General features: G+C 64.8%; 17 protein-coding genes and 1 tRNA gene. 9 read left to right on the top strand and 9 right to left on the bottom strand.

The annotated features are described in order from the left end of the window. On the bottom strand, positions 1-120 hold a 120-nt coding region (locus tag ACXIQ9_RS11505; protein WP_459016727.1), incomplete at its 3' end, for a sigma-70 factor domain-containing protein. Between the two features lie 100 nt (positions 121-220). Between ACXIQ9_RS11505 and ACXIQ9_RS11500 the strand changes: the two genes are divergently transcribed. Both ACXIQ9_RS11500 and ACXIQ9_RS11495 read left to right on the top strand, forming a co-directional pair. Continuing rightward, on the top strand, positions 221-928 hold the full coding sequence (locus ACXIQ9_RS11500; protein WP_459016724.1) for a pseudouridine synthase: 708 nt from the start codon (positions 221-223) through the stop codon (positions 926-928). A 17-nt stretch (positions 929-945) separates the two neighbouring features. Beyond that, positions 946-1,845, top strand: a complete 900-nt coding sequence (locus ACXIQ9_RS11495; protein ID WP_459016723.1) for a helix-turn-helix domain-containing protein — start codon at positions 946-948, stop codon at positions 1,843-1,845. Here ACXIQ9_RS11495 and malQ read toward each other — a convergent pair. Together malQ and ACXIQ9_RS11485 are read right to left on the bottom strand one after the other, a co-directional pair. Continuing rightward, positions 1,827-3,305 (bottom strand): 4-alpha-glucanotransferase, encoded by a 1,479-nt coding sequence (gene malQ / locus ACXIQ9_RS11490; protein ID WP_459016722.1) that lies wholly within the window; start codon positions 3,303-3,305, stop codon positions 1,827-1,829. The genes ACXIQ9_RS11495 and malQ overlap by 19 nt on opposite strands. Beyond that, on the bottom strand, positions 3,302-4,519 hold the full coding sequence (locus tag ACXIQ9_RS11485) for a Coenzyme F420 hydrogenase/dehydrogenase, beta subunit C-terminal domain (RefSeq protein ID WP_459016721.1): 1,218 nt from the start codon (positions 4,517-4,519) through the stop codon (positions 3,302-3,304). Before ACXIQ9_RS11485 ends, malQ begins: the two co-directional genes overlap by 4 nt. A 105-nt stretch (positions 4,520-4,624) precedes the next feature. Here ACXIQ9_RS11485 and ACXIQ9_RS11480 point away from each other — a divergent pair, with 105 nt between their 5' ends. Next, positions 4,625-5,563 (top strand): LCP family protein, encoded by a 939-nt coding sequence (locus ACXIQ9_RS11480; protein WP_459016720.1) that lies wholly within the window; start codon positions 4,625-4,627, stop codon positions 5,561-5,563. On the opposite strand, the gene ACXIQ9_RS11475 is transcribed toward ACXIQ9_RS11480, so the two are convergent. Continuing rightward, the gene (locus tag ACXIQ9_RS11475; RefSeq protein ID WP_459016719.1) at positions 5,502-6,038 is read right to left on the bottom strand and encodes a hypothetical protein; all 537 of its coding nucleotides are present in this window, start codon (positions 6,036-6,038) and stop codon (positions 5,502-5,504) included. The two genes, ACXIQ9_RS11480 and ACXIQ9_RS11475, sit on opposite strands and share 62 nt — an antisense overlap. Before the next feature lie 80 nt (positions 6,039-6,118). Here ACXIQ9_RS11475 and ACXIQ9_RS11470 point away from each other — a divergent pair, with 80 nt between their 5' ends. Both ACXIQ9_RS11470 and ACXIQ9_RS11465 read left to right on the top strand, forming a co-directional pair. Beyond that, positions 6,119-7,114 (top strand): ribose-phosphate pyrophosphokinase, encoded by a 996-nt coding sequence (locus tag ACXIQ9_RS11470; RefSeq protein WP_010317880.1) that lies wholly within the window; start codon positions 6,119-6,121, stop codon positions 7,112-7,114. Next, complete coding sequence (locus tag ACXIQ9_RS11465) at positions 7,111-8,244, top strand: glycoside hydrolase family 10 protein (RefSeq protein ID WP_459016718.1); 1,134 nt, start codon at positions 7,111-7,113, stop codon at positions 8,242-8,244. Before ACXIQ9_RS11470 ends, ACXIQ9_RS11465 begins: the two co-directional genes overlap by 4 nt. Here the strand turns inward: ACXIQ9_RS11465 and pepN are convergent. From pepN to ACXIQ9_RS11445, 4 genes are all read right to left on the bottom strand, one after another. Beyond that, positions 8,241-10,937: an aminopeptidase N gene (pepN, locus tag ACXIQ9_RS11460; protein ID WP_459016717.1), complete on the bottom strand. Its 2,697-nt coding sequence runs from the start codon at positions 10,935-10,937 to the stop codon at positions 8,241-8,243. The genes ACXIQ9_RS11465 and pepN overlap by 4 nt on opposite strands. A 12-nt stretch (positions 10,938-10,949) precedes the next feature. After that, positions 10,950-11,324: a hypothetical protein gene (locus ACXIQ9_RS11455; RefSeq protein ID WP_459016716.1), complete on the bottom strand. Its 375-nt coding sequence runs from the start codon at positions 11,322-11,324 to the stop codon at positions 10,950-10,952. Positions 11,325-11,414: 90 nt separating this feature from the next. Beyond that, positions 11,415-11,828 carry a cAMP phosphodiesterase gene (locus tag ACXIQ9_RS11450; RefSeq protein ID WP_296418089.1) on the bottom strand — a complete coding sequence of 138 codons (414 nt, stop codon included), beginning with the start codon at positions 11,826-11,828 and terminating at the stop codon, positions 11,415-11,417. Between the two features lie 51 nt (positions 11,829-11,879). Continuing rightward, positions 11,880-12,290 (bottom strand): hypothetical protein, encoded by a 411-nt coding sequence (locus tag ACXIQ9_RS11445; RefSeq protein WP_363159473.1) that lies wholly within the window; start codon positions 12,288-12,290, stop codon positions 11,880-11,882. Between the two features lie 280 nt (positions 12,291-12,570). Between ACXIQ9_RS11445 and ACXIQ9_RS11440 the strand changes: the two genes are divergently transcribed. Together ACXIQ9_RS11440 and ACXIQ9_RS11435 are read left to right on the top strand one after the other, a co-directional pair. Beyond that, positions 12,571-13,791 carry a histidine kinase gene (locus tag ACXIQ9_RS11440; protein WP_459016715.1) on the top strand — a complete coding sequence of 407 codons (1,221 nt, stop codon included), beginning with the start codon at positions 12,571-12,573 and terminating at the stop codon, positions 13,789-13,791. 123 nt (positions 13,792-13,914) lie between these two features. Beyond that, positions 13,915-13,987, top strand: a tRNA-Glu gene (locus tag ACXIQ9_RS11435). A gap of 52 nt (positions 13,988-14,039) precedes the next feature. On the opposite strand, the gene ACXIQ9_RS11430 is transcribed toward ACXIQ9_RS11435, so the two are convergent. Then, positions 14,040-14,510 carry an SRPBCC family protein gene (locus ACXIQ9_RS11430; RefSeq protein WP_247479729.1) on the bottom strand — a complete coding sequence of 157 codons (471 nt, stop codon included), beginning with the start codon at positions 14,508-14,510 and terminating at the stop codon, positions 14,040-14,042. A 243-nt stretch (positions 14,511-14,753) separates the two neighbouring features. Here ACXIQ9_RS11430 and ACXIQ9_RS11425 point away from each other — a divergent pair, with 243 nt between their 5' ends. Then, positions 14,754-15,929, top strand: a complete 1,176-nt coding sequence (locus ACXIQ9_RS11425) for a phycobilisome linker polypeptide (protein WP_424174069.1) — start codon at positions 14,754-14,756, stop codon at positions 15,927-15,929. Between the two features lie 115 nt (positions 15,930-16,044). Next, positions 16,045-17,568 (top strand): glucose-6-phosphate dehydrogenase, encoded by a 1,524-nt coding sequence (gene zwf / locus ACXIQ9_RS11420; RefSeq protein WP_459016714.1) that lies wholly within the window; start codon positions 16,045-16,047, stop codon positions 17,566-17,568. Positions 17,569-17,576 lie beyond the last annotated feature (8 nt).

Raw genomic sequence — 17,576 nt, 5'->3', positions numbered from 1 at the left:
CTCCTGCTCGTGGGTCAGCAGCGGCACCCGGCCGATATCCCGCAGATACGAGCGCACCAGGTCCGTTCCACCGGCCAGCGCGGTGTCGCGGTCAGCACGAAGGATCGGAACAGAAGGCATCAGCGAAAACGAATTACGAAACCCAGGTGTTTCGTAAAGCTGTTGCGGAACCGTATCACTTTTTTCTGATGAGCAAAATGCTTTTGGGCACAGCGCTGAGATGGCCGCCGAACGACTGCAAAAGCTGATCGCCCAAGCGGGGGTCTGCTCCAGGCGCCGCGCTGAGGAGCTGCTCAGAGACGGCCGCGTCACCGTCAATGGCCAGCGGGCCCAGCTGGGGGACAAGGCCGATCCCAACATCGATGCCATCAGCCTCGATGGCCAGCCCCTCGGCGCCTCCGCCGAACCGATGGTGCTGCTGCTGAACAAACCCGCCGGGGTCCTCAGCAGTTGCTTTGACCCCGAAGGCCGGCCGATCGTGCTCGACCTGCTGCCGCCCGAGCTGGCCCGGGGCCAAGGACTGCACCCGGTCGGGCGCCTGGACTTTGAGAGCCGCGGCGCCCTGCTGCTCAGCAACGACGGGGCCCTCACCCTCCAGCTGACCCATCCGCGCTATGCCCACAGCAAGACCTACCGGGTCTGGGTGCAGGGACAACCCAGCCAACGGGTGCTGGATCAATGGGCCCGAGGCGTCAGTCTCGATGGCCTGCCCTCCCAACCGGTGCAGGTCAGAAGCCTCAGCAGTGAACAGGGCCGGACCCTGCTGGAACTGGTCATGGGCGAAGGGAAAAACCGTCAGATCCGCCGCACAGCTGAGCTTCTGGGCCACCACGTCCTCGATCTGCAGCGCATCGCCATCGGCCCGATTCATCTCGGAGCGCTGCCAGAGGGTCGCTGGAGACGAATAAACGATCAAGAATGGGATTAAGAAGCTGATCGGCCGGAATGCCTCGGTTCGCCCTGTCCATCCCAGGTCTGGCCCGCTTGATGGGCCGGGGTAACGGCGGCGGCGATGCCAGCCCTGACAGCCCTGAGGTGGAAGACCCCTTGCTGGAGGTTGGCCGGCGGCTCAAGAGCGAACGGGAGTCCCGGGGCCTGAATCTGCGGCAAATGGCCCTGGAGACCAAGATCAGCACCCCCGTGCTCGAGGCGCTGGAGCGGGGTTGGCGCGATCGCCTGCCAGAGGGGGCCTACCTCAAATCGATGCTGCCGCTACTGGAGGAGTACCTCAACCTGCCCGGCGGAAGCCTGGGGGCAGCACTCCCACCGGAGAGCGAGAACGCCGCGGCCAACGCCAATCGCCTGCAGCGCTTCACCCCGGGCTCGATTGATGTCTTCAGCAGCTGGCAGGGCACGGTTCTCTACGGGGCCGTCACCCTGGGGCTGATCTACGGCCTGAACCTGCAGCAGCGCCAACTTGCCGCGGCCAACCTGCTGACCCTCAATCCGATCCCTGCCCTCAAACCGAGCGAGCAGGCCAAGGCGGTCCAAGCCGGAGACAACCTGCTGGTGGCCTATCCCGATCTACGCCCCCTTGAGCGCTCCCAGCGCGGCAGCGGTCAAAGCGCCCTGCGCCAACCACTCCCGGCCCCCGAAGGTCCCGGGGTACTGGAGCTCAACCTCAGTCAGGCCAGTTCCCTCAACCTCAGCAGTGATGGCGGACAACGCAGCCAGCTGAGCGGTAGCAAGGGACAGCTGGTGCTGCAGCTGCAGCCGCCCCTGCGACTCTCCGTCTCACCGGCCCCGAAAACCGGCGAGGTGATCTGGAACGGCAAGCCCCTGGCGGCCCTGCCCAAACAGCCAGAGCAGTTTCAAGTGCCGGCTCCTCAGCCGCCGCGCCCGTAGCGCCGAGCCAACTCGGCGTAGCCCTGCAGTGGACCCTCCAGCGAAGCAATCGACTGGCCCAGGCGCCATTGCCAATTGCCCTCCGTCGTCCCCGGGGTGTTGAAGCGGGCCTCATCCCCCAGGTGCAGCAGATCCTGCAGCGGCACCAAGGCCCATCCGGCGCTGGTGGCCAGGGCCAACTCCAACAGCTGCCAACCCGGGGCATGAACCGGGCCGGTCAGGGCCTCCACCTGGGCCCGTTGCTCAGCGCTCAGCTGCTGCCACCAACCGATACAGGTGGCGTTGTCATGGGTGCCGGTGTAGACGACCCAGCGCTCTCCCTCGATGTTGCTGGGGAGATAGGGGTTTCCTGGATTGCCGTCGAAGGCGAACTGCAGGATCTTCATCCCTGGCAGGGCGAAGCGATCGCGGAGGGCCTCCACCTCGGGCGTGATCACCCCCAGGTCCTCGGCAATCAAGGGCAGCGGAGCTGGCAACAGGCGCAGCAGGCTGGCCCCAGGGGTGCGCTTCCACACCCCCCGCTCCGCGGTGTCATCACCACCGGGAACGATCCAGGCGGCCTCCAGGGCCCGGAAGTGATCAATCCTCAGCAGATCAACCACCTGCAGCTGCCGCCGCAGACGCCGCCTCCACCAGCGGAAACGACTCAGGCGATGCAGGGGCCAGCGGTAAACCGGCGTTCCCCAGAGCTGGCCGGTCTCAGAGAAGTAATCCGGCGGCACACCGCTCTGCTGAAGCAGGCGTCCGGAGCGATCCAGCGAGAACAGGCGGCGGTGGCTCCAGACATCGGCGCTGTCATGGGCCACATAAAAAGGGATGTCACCGATCACCTGCACCCCGCAGCGGCGGGCGTGATCCAGCACCGCCTGCCACTGCTGCTGCAGCTGCCACTGGAGCAAGGCCTCCCGCAGCAGGGACTGGCTGTGCTCCTGATCAAAGGCCTTCAGGGCCGATCGCTTGCGGCTGGCCAGGGCAGCGGGCCAGGACCACCAGGGCTGGCCCGCGTGGAGCTGGCGCAGCACGACAAAGCGGCAGTGATCCACCAACCAATAGCGCTGCTGCTCGCGCCAGGCCGCAAAGGCCTGCTGGGTGGGCTCGTCCCAGCTTGGGTAGTTCTGCAGCAGCGCCTCCGCCAGGGCTGCGGAGCGGCGCTTAGCAAGATCAAAGTCCAGTCGCCCGGGCTGCCCGCCACTTGGGATGGCGCTGAGGTCGTGCTGCGCGATTAGGCCGGTCTGCACCAGAGCATCGGCATCCAGGAACCAGGGGTTCAGGGCGAAGGCGCTGGGGGCGCTGTAGGGGGAGCCCAGGCCGTCGGTGGGGGCCAGGGGCAGCACCTGCCAGGCCTGGATGCCCTGGCTGGCGAGGGCATCGACCCACTTGTGGGCGGCGGCCCCAAAGGTCCCGCAGGCCGGTGTGCCCGGCAGCGCCGTGACGTGCAGCAGGACCCCAGCGCGCCTCATGGGTTGGGGAGCTTGTAGCGGCTGATGATCCGCTGGGCAAATGCGGGGATATGGGCCTCCACCTTCTCGGGGTGATTACGCCGCAGCCAGAGGGCATTGCGGGTGAAGTGCGAATCAATCGAGAAGCGGCCGTACTCCAGGCCCTGGGGGCCAAAGCGCCCGACAAAGCAGCCAATGATGTTGGCCAGCCAAATCGGCAGCTTCAGCGCCTTGTCGTAGGCCTCAATGCCCTGCTGCACGGCCGCCTGGCGTTGACCGCGACTGGTCACGGGAGCCACGTCCAGTTCCGCCTCCACCAAGTCCAGCAACTGCTGACCGCGGGGGTTACGCACCGTGAGCCATTGCCGGCCGAACGTCGCCCCCATGTAGCCAACCACCAGGTCCGCACCGGCGTTGGTGTAGTCAAAGCAGCTCAGACAGCTCGGCGCGAAGACGTTTTTGAGCTTGGGTGTATCCAGCCCGAAAAAGGGAACCGTCTCCTCGCGGCCGTCGCTGTGGCGGAAGTGGATCCGAAAGTCCTGCATGAACTCGTAGTGGACCACGGTCTCCGGGGAGCTGACCGTGGTCTCCAGGAAGGTCTGAAGACCCTCGCGCGAGACGTTGTCAGTGCAAGGAAGCCCCAGCACATAGAGCTGATCGAGGGGCAGGGTGGACTCCACCGCCCGCAGGGCCTGGATCTGGCAGCCCACGCCGATGGCCAGCAGCTTGCGAATGCCACTGCCGGGAAGCTGCTCCAGCACCTCCAGGTTGGGGGAGAGGGTCGGCTTGTTCACCCGGGCACTCAGCACCTCCTCGGGGGTGCGGGCCAGCCGTGGCACAGGCGTGAAGCGATCCTCTTCGCTTTGGCCCACGCAGAGCACGGCATCCACCAGCCCGCTTTCGAGGGCCAGGACGCCAATGCGGCTGGCGATTCCGGTCCACTGGGCGCCGGCGATGGGCTGCTGCAAACGGGCGGTCAGCATCCGCTGCTGCACACCGAAATAGAGCTCGTCCTCGTTCTCCAGGTCGCGGCTGCGACCATGGGCCGCGGTCTCCATCGCCTCAAAGCGCTGGTTCAAAAAGGCGCAGCTGTCCTTGACATAGGCCACCCAGCGGCTGTCGCAGAGACCGCATTGGCTGCAGAGGTCCTTGGCTGGATAGGTGCTGCCTTTCGCCAGGGGCCGGGCCCTGTCATGGGGCAGCGAGGAGCCTGGAGATGAAGCAGCGAGGGACAACGACTTGGCCGGGCGAGGCCACAACCTATCTGGCGTGAGCGCAACAACGGCGTCAGCCCCAGTCGACCTACGTCAAAGTGGTGCGTCTTTCAACGCCGCCCGTCCATGGCCACCGCTGGGAATCGCCCGCAGCGCAGTGCTCGCCAACGGGCTGCGATTCGCCTCCTGGCCGCCGGCACGGGGATCGTCGCGGGCCTGGGTGCCCTGAGCCTTGTCTGGCCCCTGCAGGACCACTCCGCCAAAGAGGACGGCCCTCCCAGTGCAGAAGCTCTCGCCGAACAACCGAGCCAGGCCCTGAACGTGCTGCTGATCGGCTCCGATGCCGACCGTCAGGGGGCCATTTCCAACGGCGCCGCCCCGGCTGGCCCCGCCAATAGCGATGCCCTGCTGCTGGTGCATGTCGATCCGAACGGCCCGGTTCAGGTGATGAACCTTCCGATCGAAGGGGCCGTGCGCTTGCCCGGTGACGCCACGCCGGTGCCCCTCGGCAGCCTCTACCGCCGCGGGGGGGCAGCCCTGGTGGCTAGCGCCAGCGCGGAACTGCTGGGTCTGGCCGATGGAGCGCCCGAGCGTTATGTGGTCATCCCCCGCACGGCCCTGCGGGAGCTGGTGGATGGGATGGGACGGCTGGAGCTGGCGCCGGATCGGGCGATGGCCTACACGGATCAAAGCCAGAAGCTCACCATCGCCCTGCAGGGGGGCCTGCAGCAGCTCAATGGCACCCAGGTGGAGCAGTACCTGCGCTTCCGGGACCCGATCAATGGTGAGGAGCGCCGGCGCGATCGCCAAGAGCAGGCCATCGCCACACTGCTGCGGCAGATGGGTCAGGCCGCCCAGCTCAAGCGCCTGCCCTCGCTGATTGCCGAACTGCGGCCTCAGGTGGACACAAACCTCAGTCCCCAGGAGGTGCTGAGCCTGATGGCGGTGGCCCTGCAGCCGGGGCAATCCGTGCAGTTCCAGAGCCTCAGCCTGCGGCCGGCCCTCAATGCAAAGGCATCGATGCGGGAGCTGGAGGAGCAGCGGCTGCAACCGCGCTGGCCTTAATTAGGCGCAGGCGCAACTCCGCCAGGGCCTCTGGGTCCGCCGGCGAGGAAGGCAGGTGCCCCAACCAGGGCAGACCTTCGGCGCGGCGCTCCGCCGGTCTCCAGTCCCCGCCCCACTGGATCATTCCGACCAGGGGAACGCGGTAGTGGCGCAGCAGCACCGAGTGGCTGCGGGCTAGGCCGGCGGCACGGTCCACCTCACTGCAGAGCAAGCAGGTGGGCAGGCGCCAGGCCCCCAGGAGTTCTGCCCAGCACTCCACGGCACCCATGGGCTGTGCGGGATCAATCGCCAAGGGCTGGAGCCAGCCTGGCGCTTCTGCGCTGAGGGCCTGCAGGGACGCTTGAGGATCGCTGTACCACGCAGGCATCAGCCGCCATCCCGTGAGGTCCGCCAAGGCGGAGGCCGAGGTGCCCATGCGCCCCCCTGGAGCCACCAAACACACCCCTGAGGCAGCGCTGGAGTTCGAGCGATTCATGAAGGGATCGGGCTCCAGGGTGCTGACCGCGTGCCGGGCGGCTTCTACGATCAGGGTTCTACCGTCCAGCCAGCGGCCCCGTGACCAGTTTCCTGACCGCAGAACGGGTCGATCAGGCAAGCATGGGCCATGACACCAAGCGCCTGCGGCTGTTCAGCGGCACCTCAAACCAGGCCCTGGCTCGAGAGATCGGTGCCTACCTCGGAGTCCCGGATGGCCCCCGGGTGATCAAACGCTTTGCCGATGGCGAGCTCTACATCCAGATCCAGGAATCGATCCGAGGCTGCGACGTCTTCCTGATCCAACCGACCTGCGCTCCGGTGAACGATCACCTGATGGAGCTGCTGGTGATGGTGGATGCCTGCAAACGGGCCTCCGCCCGCCAGATCACGGCTGTGATCCCCTACTACGGCTACGCCCGGGCAGACCGCAAAACCGCGGGCCGCGAGTCGATCACCGCCAAATTGGTGGCCAACCTGCTGGCTAAGTCCGGTGTGGACCGGGTGCTGGCAATGGATCTGCACTCCGCCCAGATCCAAGGCTATTTCGACATTCCCTGCGACCACATCTACGGGTCCCCGGTGCTGGTGGACTATCTGCGCGGCCGCGACCTGGGCGATGTGGTTGTGGTCTCCCCCGACGTCGGTGGCGTGGCCCGGGCCCGGGCCTTCGCCAAGCAACTCAATGACGCCCCCCTGGCGATCATCGACAAGCGCCGCTCCGGCCACAACGTGGCCGAGAGCCTGACGGTGATTGGCGATGTGGCCGGCAAGACCGCGATCGTGATCGACGACATGATCGACACCGGCGGCACCATCTGCGCTGGCGCGCGCCTGCTGCGTCAGAACGGAGCGACCCAGGTGCTGGCCTGCGCCACCCATGCGGTCTTCTCGCCACCGGCGGTGGAACGTCTCTCCGAGCCCGGCCTGTTCGAGGAGGTGATCGTCACCAACTCCATCCCCCTGAGCGAAGACCGCCGCTTCCCCCAGCTGCAGGTGCTCTCAGTAGCCAACATGCTCGGTGAAGCGATCTGGCGCATCCACGACGAGAGCTCCGTTAGCTCAATGTTCCGGTGAAGCGCAGGCTGGCCCTTGCCGTCAGCCTGGTGCTCTCAGGTCTGTTGGCCTCCATCGCCGCTCAGGCGAAAGAACCAGAGCCCCGGCGGATTGGGGTCTGGCTCACCAACAGCCCAAGCCCGCTCTATTACTCAAAACAGCGGATTCAGGAGGCAGTCGAGGAGCTCAGCGTGGCTGGCTTCAACACCCTCTACCCCAACGTCTGGAGCCGCGGCACCACCTTCCACCGCAGTCGCTGGGCGCCCATGGAGCCCGCCCTGCTGCAGAGCAACCCCAACCTCGATCCGATTTGCCGCTTCACCGAAGCCGCCCACCGGCGCGGCCTGCGGGTGATCCCCTGGTTTGAGTACGGCCTGATGGAGCCGGCCGATGCGGCGGTCGTGCGGCAAAACCAGGAGTGGGTGTTGCAGAACAGCTCCGGCATCAGCACGGTCTCGATGCATGGCAAGGAGATGGTCTGGCTCAACCCGGCCCACCCCGGGGTCAAGGAACGGTTCCTGGGGCTGATCGGCGAGATCGTCCAGCGCTGCAAGGTCGATGGCATTCAGCTCGATGACCACTTCGCCTGGCCGGTCGAGCTGGGCTACGACCCCTACACCCGAGCGCTCTACCGAAAGGAGACCGGGCAAGAACCGCCCGAGTTGCACACCGATCGGGCCTGGATGAACTGGAGACGGCGTCAACTCACGGGGCTGCTGCGGGAGCTGCGCCGCACCCTGAAAGACAGCGGCCTGGGGAGCCCCTACGTCAGCCTCTCCCCCGGACCCTTCCGCTTTGCTTACAACCATTGGCTCCAGGACTGGGAGATCTGGGCCCTGGGGGGCCTGATCGATGAGCTGGTGGTGCAGAACTACGCCTACTCCCTCAGGGGGTTTGAGAAGGATCTGCAGCAGCCCGCCCTGACCAAGGCCAGCAGCTGGGGCATCCCGGTCGAGATCGGCATCCTTGCGGGCTTTGGCGGACGCACGACGGAGTTCCCCGACCTAAGCGAACGGGTGAAATTGGCCATTGCCCGCGGCCACGGCGTCATCTACTTCTATTGGGAGGGGCTGTGGGGAGCCCACGCCGGCCCCGAGGGCGGAGCGCTACGGCGCGAAGGGCTGAAGCGGCTCCACCAGTCCTTGCCCTAGGCCGGCTGCAGGCACTGATCCACCACCTCGCGGCTATTGGGGGACAGCGGCGCCTCGGACAACTGCTGCAACGCTTCGCGCATGCGCTCTGAGCGCTCTTGGCCATAGCTCTGCCAGCGGCTGAAGACCTTGGCCATCCGCGAGGCGGTAATCGGATTGCGTTGATCGACAGCCGCAATCTGCTCGGCCATGAAGCGATAGCCGCGGCCATCGGCCCGGTGGAACTGGCTGACGTTGCCGGCAAAACCGCCCAGGACCGCCCGCAGGGAATTCGGTGCCGCCGGGTCGAAGCGCGGGTGTTCAAGCAACTGCTGCACCCGGGCCACCCCATCGCCAAAGGGGGTGGCGGCCTCCAGGCCAAACCAGGCATCGAGGATCACGGGCTTGTCCTGCCAACGGTCGTGGAAGGCCTGGAGTGCCGCGCTGCGCTCCGGACTCTCAATGGACTGCAGGGCCCGCAGCCCAGCGCGGGCGAGGGTCATTGAGGGCCCCGACACCGCCTCGGCGGCCTCGGCGCGAATGGCCGCATCCCCGGCGGCGACCCGCCAACTCCAAACGGTGGCGGTGAGGTCCCGGTCGCCCACACCCTCCGGCCAGCTCTTGTGCCATTGGTTGCGGCAGGAGGCCAAGACCGCCTCCAGGGGATCCTTGAGCTCCTCACCGAAGCGGGTGCGAAGAGCCAAGGCCGCCTCAAACAAGGCCGGCGGATCCACCGTGCCGTTCTGGGTCAGGGCCGCATCCTCCAGCTCCGGTAGGCCCGGGAAGGCCATCAAGGCACTGCGGTACGAATCCCCCAGATCCCCTTCCAGCAGGATCCGCTCGAAGCCGGCCACCAAGCCCTCTTCCAGCTCATCGTTGATCGAGCCGGCCGCCCGCTCCAGCAGGGCCTGACGCAACAACACCTGGCCAGCATCCCAGCGGGAGAAGGACTCGCTGTCGCAGGCCAGCAGGTGGAGAAGCTCGTTGGTGGGGCGCTCCATCGCGATGCGAACCGGGGCTGAGAAGCCGCGTGGCAGTGACACCGCCGGGGGGTGTGAGTGGGCCTCGAGCCCCACAAACAGCAGCGACTGCTCTTCGCGATCGATCACAAACAAGCGGCTACCACTGCCCCAGGCAGCAGGCAGTTGCGCGGCGGCCACGTCCTGGGCGTGCTCACCCGGCAACTGCAGTGGCAGTGGATCACCGCCCTGGCCCACCAGGCCCAGCACCAGGGGAATCACCACAGGTTCCTTCTGGGGTTGGCCCGGAGTGGCGGGAGTGGACTGGCGAATCGTGAGCTGCAGGGTGCCGGCATCGCCATCCCAGTGGCGCTCGATCTGCAGCTGGGGTGTTCCGGCCTGGCTGTACCAACGCCTGAACTGCTGAAAATCAAACCGGGGCAGGTCGCCAGCCGTCTTGGCTGCATCCTCCATCGCCTGTACAAAGTCCTGGCAGGTGGCGGCGGTGCCGTCATGACGGCTCACATAGAGAGCCATGCCACGCATGAACGTCTCCTCCCCCAGCAGGGTGTGCAGAACGCGGATGACTTCTGCGCCCTTCTCGTAGATCGTCGTTGTGTAGAAGTTGTCGATGGCCTGGTAGTGATCCGGCTGGATCGGATGGGCCGTCGGACCGGCGTCCTCGCGGAACTGGGTGTTGCGCAGCAGCGCCACGTCTTCAATGCGCTTCACCTCGGGGGAATGCAGGTCCGCCGTGAAGCTGGCATCGCGGAAGACCGTCAGGCCCTCCTTCAGCGAGAGCTGGAACCAGTCCCGGCAGGTGATGCGGTTCCCCGTCCAGTTGTGGAAGTACTCGTGGCCAATGACGCTTTCGATGCGCTCCAACTCGCCGTCGGTGGCGGTCTCCGCATCCGCTAGGACCAACTTGGAATTGAAGATATTGAGACTCTTGTTCTCCATCGCGCCCATGTTGAAGTGGCGCACCGCAACGAGATTGAACTCGTCGAGGTCATATTCCAAGCCGTAGCGACGCTCATCCCAGGCCATCGAGCGCTTCAGCGACGCCATCGCGTGGGCCGTGAAGGGAGCGTCCCCAGGCTCGACATGAATCCGCAGTTGAACCGTTCGGCCGCTGCAGGTCATGAATTGATCGCGCACCTCCTCCAGGGCACCCGCTACCAGAGCGAACAAATAGGAGGGTTTGGGGAAGGGGTCATCCCAGACGGCGTAGTGACGACCGGGTTCCCCTGGGAGTGAACCGGTCTCCAGGCAGTTGCCGTTCGAGAGCAGCACTGGGCAGCTGGCCAGGTCCGCTTCGATGCGCACGCGAAACCGGCTGAGCAGATCCGGGCGATCCGGGTGGAAGGTGATCCGCCGAAAGCCCTCGGCCTCGCATTGGGTGGTGAAGAGGCCACCGCTGACGTACAGCCCTTCCAGGCTGGTGTTGGTCTGGGGCTGAATCTTGACCCGCGTTCGCAGTCGGCAGGCCTCTGTCGGTGGCTTGAGCAACAGCAACTTGCTGCTCTCCAGGCGATAAGTGTCTGGCGCCAGGGACTGGCCGTCGAGCTCAATCGAGAGCAGCTCCAGTTGTTCCCCCAAGAACTCCCAGGGAGTCGCATCCGCTGCCGCTCCTGAGGGAACCAGCTGGAACTCCGCCTCGACGACGGCATGGTCGGCATGGAGCTGGAACAGCAGCTCGGTGTGCTCGATCGTAAACGGAGCCGGGCGGTAGTCAGCGAGGCGAACGGTGGCCATGCGGGGGAAGAATCACCAAGGAACGGGACCCCGCCCCGTCGCCACGCTGCAGCCCATCTGGGAGCCGAGCAGAGCACCGAGGGGAATCGCCCATGCCCGACCATCCTGGCGGGAGAGGGCATAGGCCGCCGCCCCACCGGTTAATCCACCCAAAAGCCGACCGGTGTTGCAGGAGACCGCCGGGGCCTGAGTGACCGGAAGGGCTCTGGTTTGGCGCTCACGCCAGGTTGTTTCCTGCCGAGGCCTCCGGACCGGCCTCCAAGCCCGATGGTGATGCTGCCTGCTCCAGCGCTCGCCATGGGCGAACGCTGGAGCAGGCAGAAGGCCCAACACGGGGGTCATCGCTGCGCAGATCAGCAGCAGCGTCAACGGAGAGCGAGAGGTCATCGAATCAGTCCAAAGGGGACCTCTTCAGACAAGCTCCGGCGCTGCGGTGATCTCTGACTGAACGTCCCCTGAAGCACGACTAGATGTGACTCAGGGCTTCTTGGCCGGCTTCTGGGGTTGGGAGCTGCGGCCTTTGACCGCTTCCTCAACCTTGGCCTTCACATCGGCTGGGACCTCGTTGGGGCAGACCTCAACGGCACCCAAGACCGCCGAATTAATCGAACCGCGGCGCAGCTCTTCAATCGAGAGGGGTTTGTTGCCCACCTGAGCGATCTGGGACTGATGCCCCCCTTGAATCACCTGGGCGATCGTCTCACCAGCAATCGCCACGGCCTTATCAAAGTCCGTATCTGCAGCCCGAGCGATGCAGACATTGAGTGCCGCAATACGGGTGTAGAGGTTCATCTCTGCCTCGGTAGCCGGAGCCGCCTGGACCGGCAGTGGTGCGATCCAGAGCACCACGGGCAGGAGGACTAGGCCCAGGTGAATCCGAGACAGGCGCACGCGAACAGCAGCAATTGGCTCTAATCCTGATGCACGCCGCACCGAGGGGCACTAGTCGTCGCTGCGCAACGGAGGACCAGCCTCCTCAACCCGAATTTCGTGGTGGGTTTCCACAAGCTCCAAGTTGCCGTCACGCCAGGAATAAATCGAACGCGCCCGGAACTGGTCTTGGTTCACCAGACGGATGTGCTCAAGGATGTCCCACTCCTGGTAGTGCGACTCAAAGACCACCTCATGCTCATCCGCCTGGCGGATCTGACTTTTGGTGGGGGAGCCGCAGAGATAACCCCGACTGCGGCGCAGCTGATGGCCGCAGAGGGTCGCGTCCATCGTTCCCTCCCGGACATACCGGGGCTTGAGCTCAAAGAAGTCGTATTCCTTTTCTGGCCACCAGGTGAAGCGATAACGGGGTTCCGATTCGACCTGATCCTCAAAGGTCTGAACCCTGAGGAACATGTCCACCCGCAGGACTTCATCGTCCGGGAAAAAGTATTGGCGGCGCGAGCGCCATAGCCCCAGGTTTCGGTTGAACCAACGCCGCAGGGTGTTATCGAATTGGATAGGACGCCTTCCTGGTGCAGAAGGCGCCCACGAGACCGGATGGACTCGCGTCGATAGCTCCCGATGATGGACCACTGGGACTAAGCGAACAACGACTCATCACAGTCGTCATAGCGAGGCCTGCAGGTCTTGAAAAACCCCCATAGGGTGAAACAACAATTTCTCCAGGTTTCATCCTCCGGTGCACCCTGCTGGGGATTCGATCCCCGCTGGCAACGACTTGATCCGTCGCGATGGCACGGAAGGCCTTGAGGCGCCCAGCCAAGGCAGCGCGGATGGCTGGGCAGAGCCCGGTGACGACGACTCCCCGCAACGCCGCCATCTGAAGTTGTTGCTGGTGGCCGGCACCCGCCACCGGGCCAGCGCCGATGTGCGCAGCCTGGTGGCGTTTCTCGAACGGGAAGACTTTGGCTTCGAAGTCAGCCTGGAGCTGGCGGACCCTGCGCAACGACCGGAACTGCTGGAGCTCCACCGGCTGGTGGCCACCCCAGCGCTGATCAAGCTCGAGCCCGCTCCTAAGCAGGTGTTTGCGGGCAACATGCTGCTGCAACAGTTGCGCAACTGGTTGCCGCGCTGGCAGCAGCTGGAGGTAGTGAGCGGACTGGGCATGAGCCTCCGGCCCGCGGAGAGCGATGGCAGCCGAACCCAGCGGGAACTGCAACTGGAAGACCAGGTCCTGGTGCTGCGCCAAGAAAACGAGACGCTGATCGAACGCCTACGCGGTCAGGAGCGTCTGCTGCGGATGGTCGCCCACGAATTGAGAACCCCCCTCACGGCTTCAAAGCTGGCGCTGCAAAGCCTGAACCTCGGGCAAATCGATCAAACCCGCTTCCGCGATGTGCTCGATCGGCGCCTCGACGACATCGAGCAGTTGTCAAAGGATCTGCTGGAGGTGGGAACCACCCGCTGGGAAGCCCTGTTCAACCCCCAGCGCATCGCCCTGGGCCCCCTCGCCGCGGAGGCCATTCTTGAGCTGGAGAAGCGCTGGGTGGGCCGAGGCCTCGAGCTGATCACCGATATCCCAAGCGACCTTCCCGATGTCTATGCGGACCAGCGACGCATGCGACAGGTGTTCCTCAACCTGCTGGAGAACGCCTTCAAGTACACGCCCGACGCCGGGCAGGTGCGCATGTCCATCTTTCACCGCACCAGCCAGTGGATCGAGGTCAGCGTCTGCGATTCCGGCCCGGGGATTCCTGTCGATGAGCAGGAGCGAATTTTTCAGGATCGGGTCCGCCTCCCCCAGACCTCATCCACCACCTCAGGCTTTGGGGTCGGCCTTTCGGTCTGCCGGCGCATCACGGAAGTGCACGGGGGGCGGATCTGGGTGGTTTCCGAGCCGGATGAGGGTGCCTGCTTCTACTTCACGGTGCCCGTCTGGGACGGCCAAGGGGCCAGTTGAGTTGCAGGTCATGACCTTGATTGACGAAGGGACCCTCCGACCCGTAATTTCTTTCCATCGGACGCAGCGGTCAAACGCCAAGCGCTGCAAGGGAATCTGAATTCCTTTGTGCTCCGAGTCCTAGCCCCCATCGTCTAGAGGCCTAGGACACCTCCCTTTCACGGAGGCGACAGGGGTTCGAATCCCCTTGGGGGTATCTCAAAGACAAGCGGCTTCGGCCGCTTTTTTTGTGCCAACCGATCAGCGGATCAGACCAGCGCTTCTCGGCGCTGAGCCTCGGCCTGCACAGCACGCAAGTTGGCGGCCAAATCTTCCTGCAGGCGCTGTTCAATCAGCCCGATCGGCATTCCGACGCAGCCCTGAACCGTTAATTCGTAGAGCAGGGTTGTGGTCTCGCCGTCGAAACCAATGGTCCAAACCCCATCAAAGCGGCGAAAATCCCCCTTCAACATCGTGAAGGTCAGCTGCCGAGCCTCGGGATGTTCCGTGAGCTCGAGCTGCACCCGGGCCTTGAACTGCATCCCCATAAAGCGCTGGGCCCCCTCCTGCTCCAGGCCAACGACGGACCCACGCCGCCAGAGCAAGCGTGAGGTCTGGAGATTGGGGATGAAGCGGCTCAGCTGGTCGTAATCCGTCAGGACCGCCCAGATCCAGGTCGGATCAATGGCCAGGCGAAGCTGAACAGCAAGCCGGCGGGTGCCGCCTGGCAAGCGCTCCATCTCCTGCTGGATGGTGTCAAGCGAGCACGCACCCTGGCCTGAGGACGCTGCATTCAGCGGTTCACTCAGCGCAGAGGTCGAATCCGGTGGCACCGACAACTGTGTCAAGGAATGCGCCGGGGGGGCTCAAGCTCAAGAAGAGTCAACCTAGCCCGCTCCGGAATGCAACGGAGAGAGGCCTCTGGCGCTTGAAGCTCTGCGGATTACCTATGATCGCGCGCGTCCATAGGGCAGAAGAGATTCATGCGTGTTTCGACCGCTACATCCAGCCGCAGCGACTCCCGCATGTTCACTGTGGTTGTGCAGGGGTATGGCAGTGCCCACCCCCGCAATGCCGAGCGGACGATCAGCGTTCCCTTCTCTCGCCTGCAGGCACTGATGCAATCCATCAGTCAGATCGGTGGGACGATCGTTTCGGTCACCCCATCCTCTGAGGCGCCTGCTGCACCTGCCCCCGCGCCCGCGGCCAAGCCGGCTCCTGCCGCCTCAGCCAAAAAAGCCCCCGCTAAAAAAGCTGCTTCTGTGTCACACGCTGCCGTTCCGGTCAATCTCTACAAGCCCAAGACCCCTTTCCTGGGCACCGTTACCGAGAACTACAGCCTGCTGGGCGAAGGTGCGATCGGTCGCGTGAACCACATCACCTTCGACCTCAAAGGTGGTGATCCCCAGCTGCATTACGTCGAAGGTCAGTCCATCGGCATCATTCCCGATGGCGAGGACGCCAACGGCAAGCCCCACAAGCTGCGTCTGTATTCGATCGCCAGCACCCGCCACGGCGACGACCTGGCTGATGACACCGTCTCCCTCTGCGTGCGTCAGCTGCAGTACGAGAAGGATGGCGAAACCATCAACGGTGTCTGCTCCACCTTCCTCTGCGACATCGAGCCCGGAGCCAAGGTGAAGATCACCGGTCCGGTGGGCAAGGAAATGCTCCTGCCTGAAGACGAGGAGGCCAACATCATCATGCTGGCCACCGGCACCGGCATCGCGCCGATGCGCACCTACCTGCGCCGGATGTTTGAGCCCGCCGAGCGCGAGAAGAACGGTTGGAACTTCCGCGGCAAAGCGTGGTTGTTCATGGGTGCACCCACCACCGCCAACCTGCTCTACGACGACGATTTCAACCGCTACGAGCGTGAGTTCCCCGAGAACTTCCGCTACACCAAGGCCATCAGCCGCGAGCAGAAGAACGCCAACGGCGGCCGGATGTACATCCAGGACCGCGTCAGCGAGAATGCCGATGAGATCTTCGCGATGATCGAAGACCCCAAGACCCACGTCTACATGTGCGGTCTGCGCGGCATGGAGCCCGGCATCGACGAAGCCATGACCACGGCCGCCGCGGCCAAGGGTCTTGATTGGTCCGAACTGCGTCCCAAGCTCAAAAAAGCCGAGCGCTGGCACGTCGAGACCTACTGAGCCAACGCCTCAGGTCAGCCTTTGCTCAAAAGCCCGCCTCGGCGGGCTTTTTTTGTGACGTCCGGATGCGTCCCCCAGTCAACGCCGTTAAACCTGGGGGACGCGCGCATCGCCCATGCCGGCCCAGCAAACCAACCCTCTGCGGGTAGGCCTTCGACAAGAGCGTGTCATCTCACCCCAGTGTCTGGTGATCTTTGGCGCGAGCGGTGACCTCACCCATCGCAAGTTGATCCCGGCGCTGTTCGAGCTGTTCCGCCAACGCCGATTACCCACGGAGTTCGCCATCCTCGGCTGCGCCCGCAGGCCCTGGAGTGATGAGGACTTCCGCGGGCGCATGGCCGAGGCGATGGCCAGCGATATCCAACAGCACCAGAGCGCCTGGGAGCAATTCAGCGGCTGCCTCTTCTACGAGCCGGTGGACCTGCAGAAGGACGAAGACGTCGTCAAATTGGGGACGCGACTCGAGGCCCTCGATCGGCTGAAGGCCACCCGCGGCAACCGAACCTTCTATCTCTCGGTGTCACCGGCCTATTACGGCAGCGGTTGCCGGGCCCTGGCCAACGCCGGTCTCCTCCAGGATCCCGGCCGCAGCCGGGTGGTGATCGAGAAACCCTTTGGCACGGACTACAGCAGCGCCCAAACCCTGAACCGCATCGTCCAAAGCTGCGGCAAGGAATCCCAGATCTTCCGAATCGACCACTACCTGGGCAAAGAGACCGTCCAGAACATCCTGGTGTTGCGCTTCGCCAACGCCATCTTTGAGCCGATCTGGAACCGGAATTACATCTCCAGCGTCCAGATCACAGCGGCGGAAACCGTCGGCGTGGAAGAGCGGGCCGGGTACTACGAAACCAGTGGTGCCCTGCGGGACATGGTGCAGAACCACCTGACCCAAATGCTGGCCCTCACGGCCATGGAAGCGCCCGGCCATTTCGACCCGGAGGCCATTCGCAACGAGAAGGCCAAGGTGCTGCAGGCCGCCCGGCTCGCCAATGAAGACGAGCCCTGGAAATGCTGCGTGCGCGGGCAATACAGCCGCGGCGGCAGTCCGGCCAGTCCCCTAGCGGGCTACCGGGAGGAACCGGGGGTGAATCCCGACAGCACCACCGAAACCTATGTGGCGATGAAGCTGTTCATCGACAACTGGCGCTGGCAAGGGGTGCCCTTCTACCTGCGTACGGGCAAACGTCTACCCAAACGCCTCTCAGAAGTTGTGCTGACCTTCCGCAAGGCTCCCGTGCAGCTCTTTGATGCTGCGGGTGGCACCCCGACCGCCAACCAACTGGTGCTGCGGATCCAACCGGATGAAGGCGCTGGCTTTGTCTTTGACGTCAAAGCACCCGGCTCGGGCATGCGCAGCCGACCGGTGGACATGCACTTCAGCTACGAGGACAGCTTCGGTGAGCCCTCCGATGAGGGCTATGTCCGCCTTCTGGCCGACGCGATGCTCGGCGATCCCACCCTCTTCACCCGGAGCGATGAGGTGGAGGCGGCCTGGAGGCTCTACACCCCCTTGCTGGAACTGATTGAGGACGCCCCAGCCCGCCTGCCGGTCTACCCCTACGAAGCCCGGACCTGGGGTCCCGCCGCCTCCGATTCCCTCCTGGCCGAGGACGGCCTGATGTGGCGACGCCCGTAATTCCTGCT

The organism is Synechococcus sp. LTW-G (genome assembly GCF_054459035.1).
The sequence above is the reverse complement of the archived record's forward strand: the minus strand, read 5'-3'. Positions and strand labels throughout refer to the sequence as shown.

What these genes read in the sequence shown, in the direction of transcription:
- ACXIQ9_RS11500 (WP_459016724.1), top strand. Translation starts at nt 221, where the DNA reads ATGGCCGCCGAACGACTGCAAAAGCTGATCGCCCAAGCGGGGGTCTGC.
- ACXIQ9_RS11495 (WP_459016723.1), top strand. Translation starts at nt 946, where the DNA reads ATGCCTCGGTTCGCCCTGTCCATCCCAGGTCTGGCCCGCTTGATGGGC.
- malQ (WP_459016722.1), bottom strand. Translation starts at nt 3,305, where the DNA reads ATGAGGCGCGCTGGGGTCCTGCTGCACGTCACGGCGCTGCCGGGCACA.
- ACXIQ9_RS11480 (WP_459016720.1), top strand. Translation starts at nt 4,625, where the DNA reads ATGGCCACCGCTGGGAATCGCCCGCAGCGCAGTGCTCGCCAACGGGCT.
- ACXIQ9_RS11475 (WP_459016719.1), bottom strand. Translation starts at nt 6,038, where the DNA reads ATGAATCGCTCGAACTCCAGCGCTGCCTCAGGGGTGTGTTTGGTGGCT.
- pepN (WP_459016717.1), bottom strand. Translation starts at nt 10,937, where the DNA reads ATGGCCACCGTTCGCCTCGCTGACTACCGCCCGGCTCCGTTTACGATC.
- ACXIQ9_RS11455 (WP_459016716.1), bottom strand. Translation starts at nt 11,324, where the DNA reads ATGACCTCTCGCTCTCCGTTGACGCTGCTGCTGATCTGCGCAGCGATG.
- ACXIQ9_RS11430 (WP_247479729.1), bottom strand. Translation starts at nt 14,510, where the DNA reads ATGGAGCGCTTGCCAGGCGGCACCCGCCGGCTTGCTGTTCAGCTTCGC.
- ACXIQ9_RS11425 (WP_424174069.1), top strand. Translation starts at nt 14,754, where the DNA reads ATGCGTGTTTCGACCGCTACATCCAGCCGCAGCGACTCCCGCATGTTC.
- zwf (WP_459016714.1), top strand. Translation starts at nt 16,045, where the DNA reads ATGCCGGCCCAGCAAACCAACCCTCTGCGGGTAGGCCTTCGACAAGAG.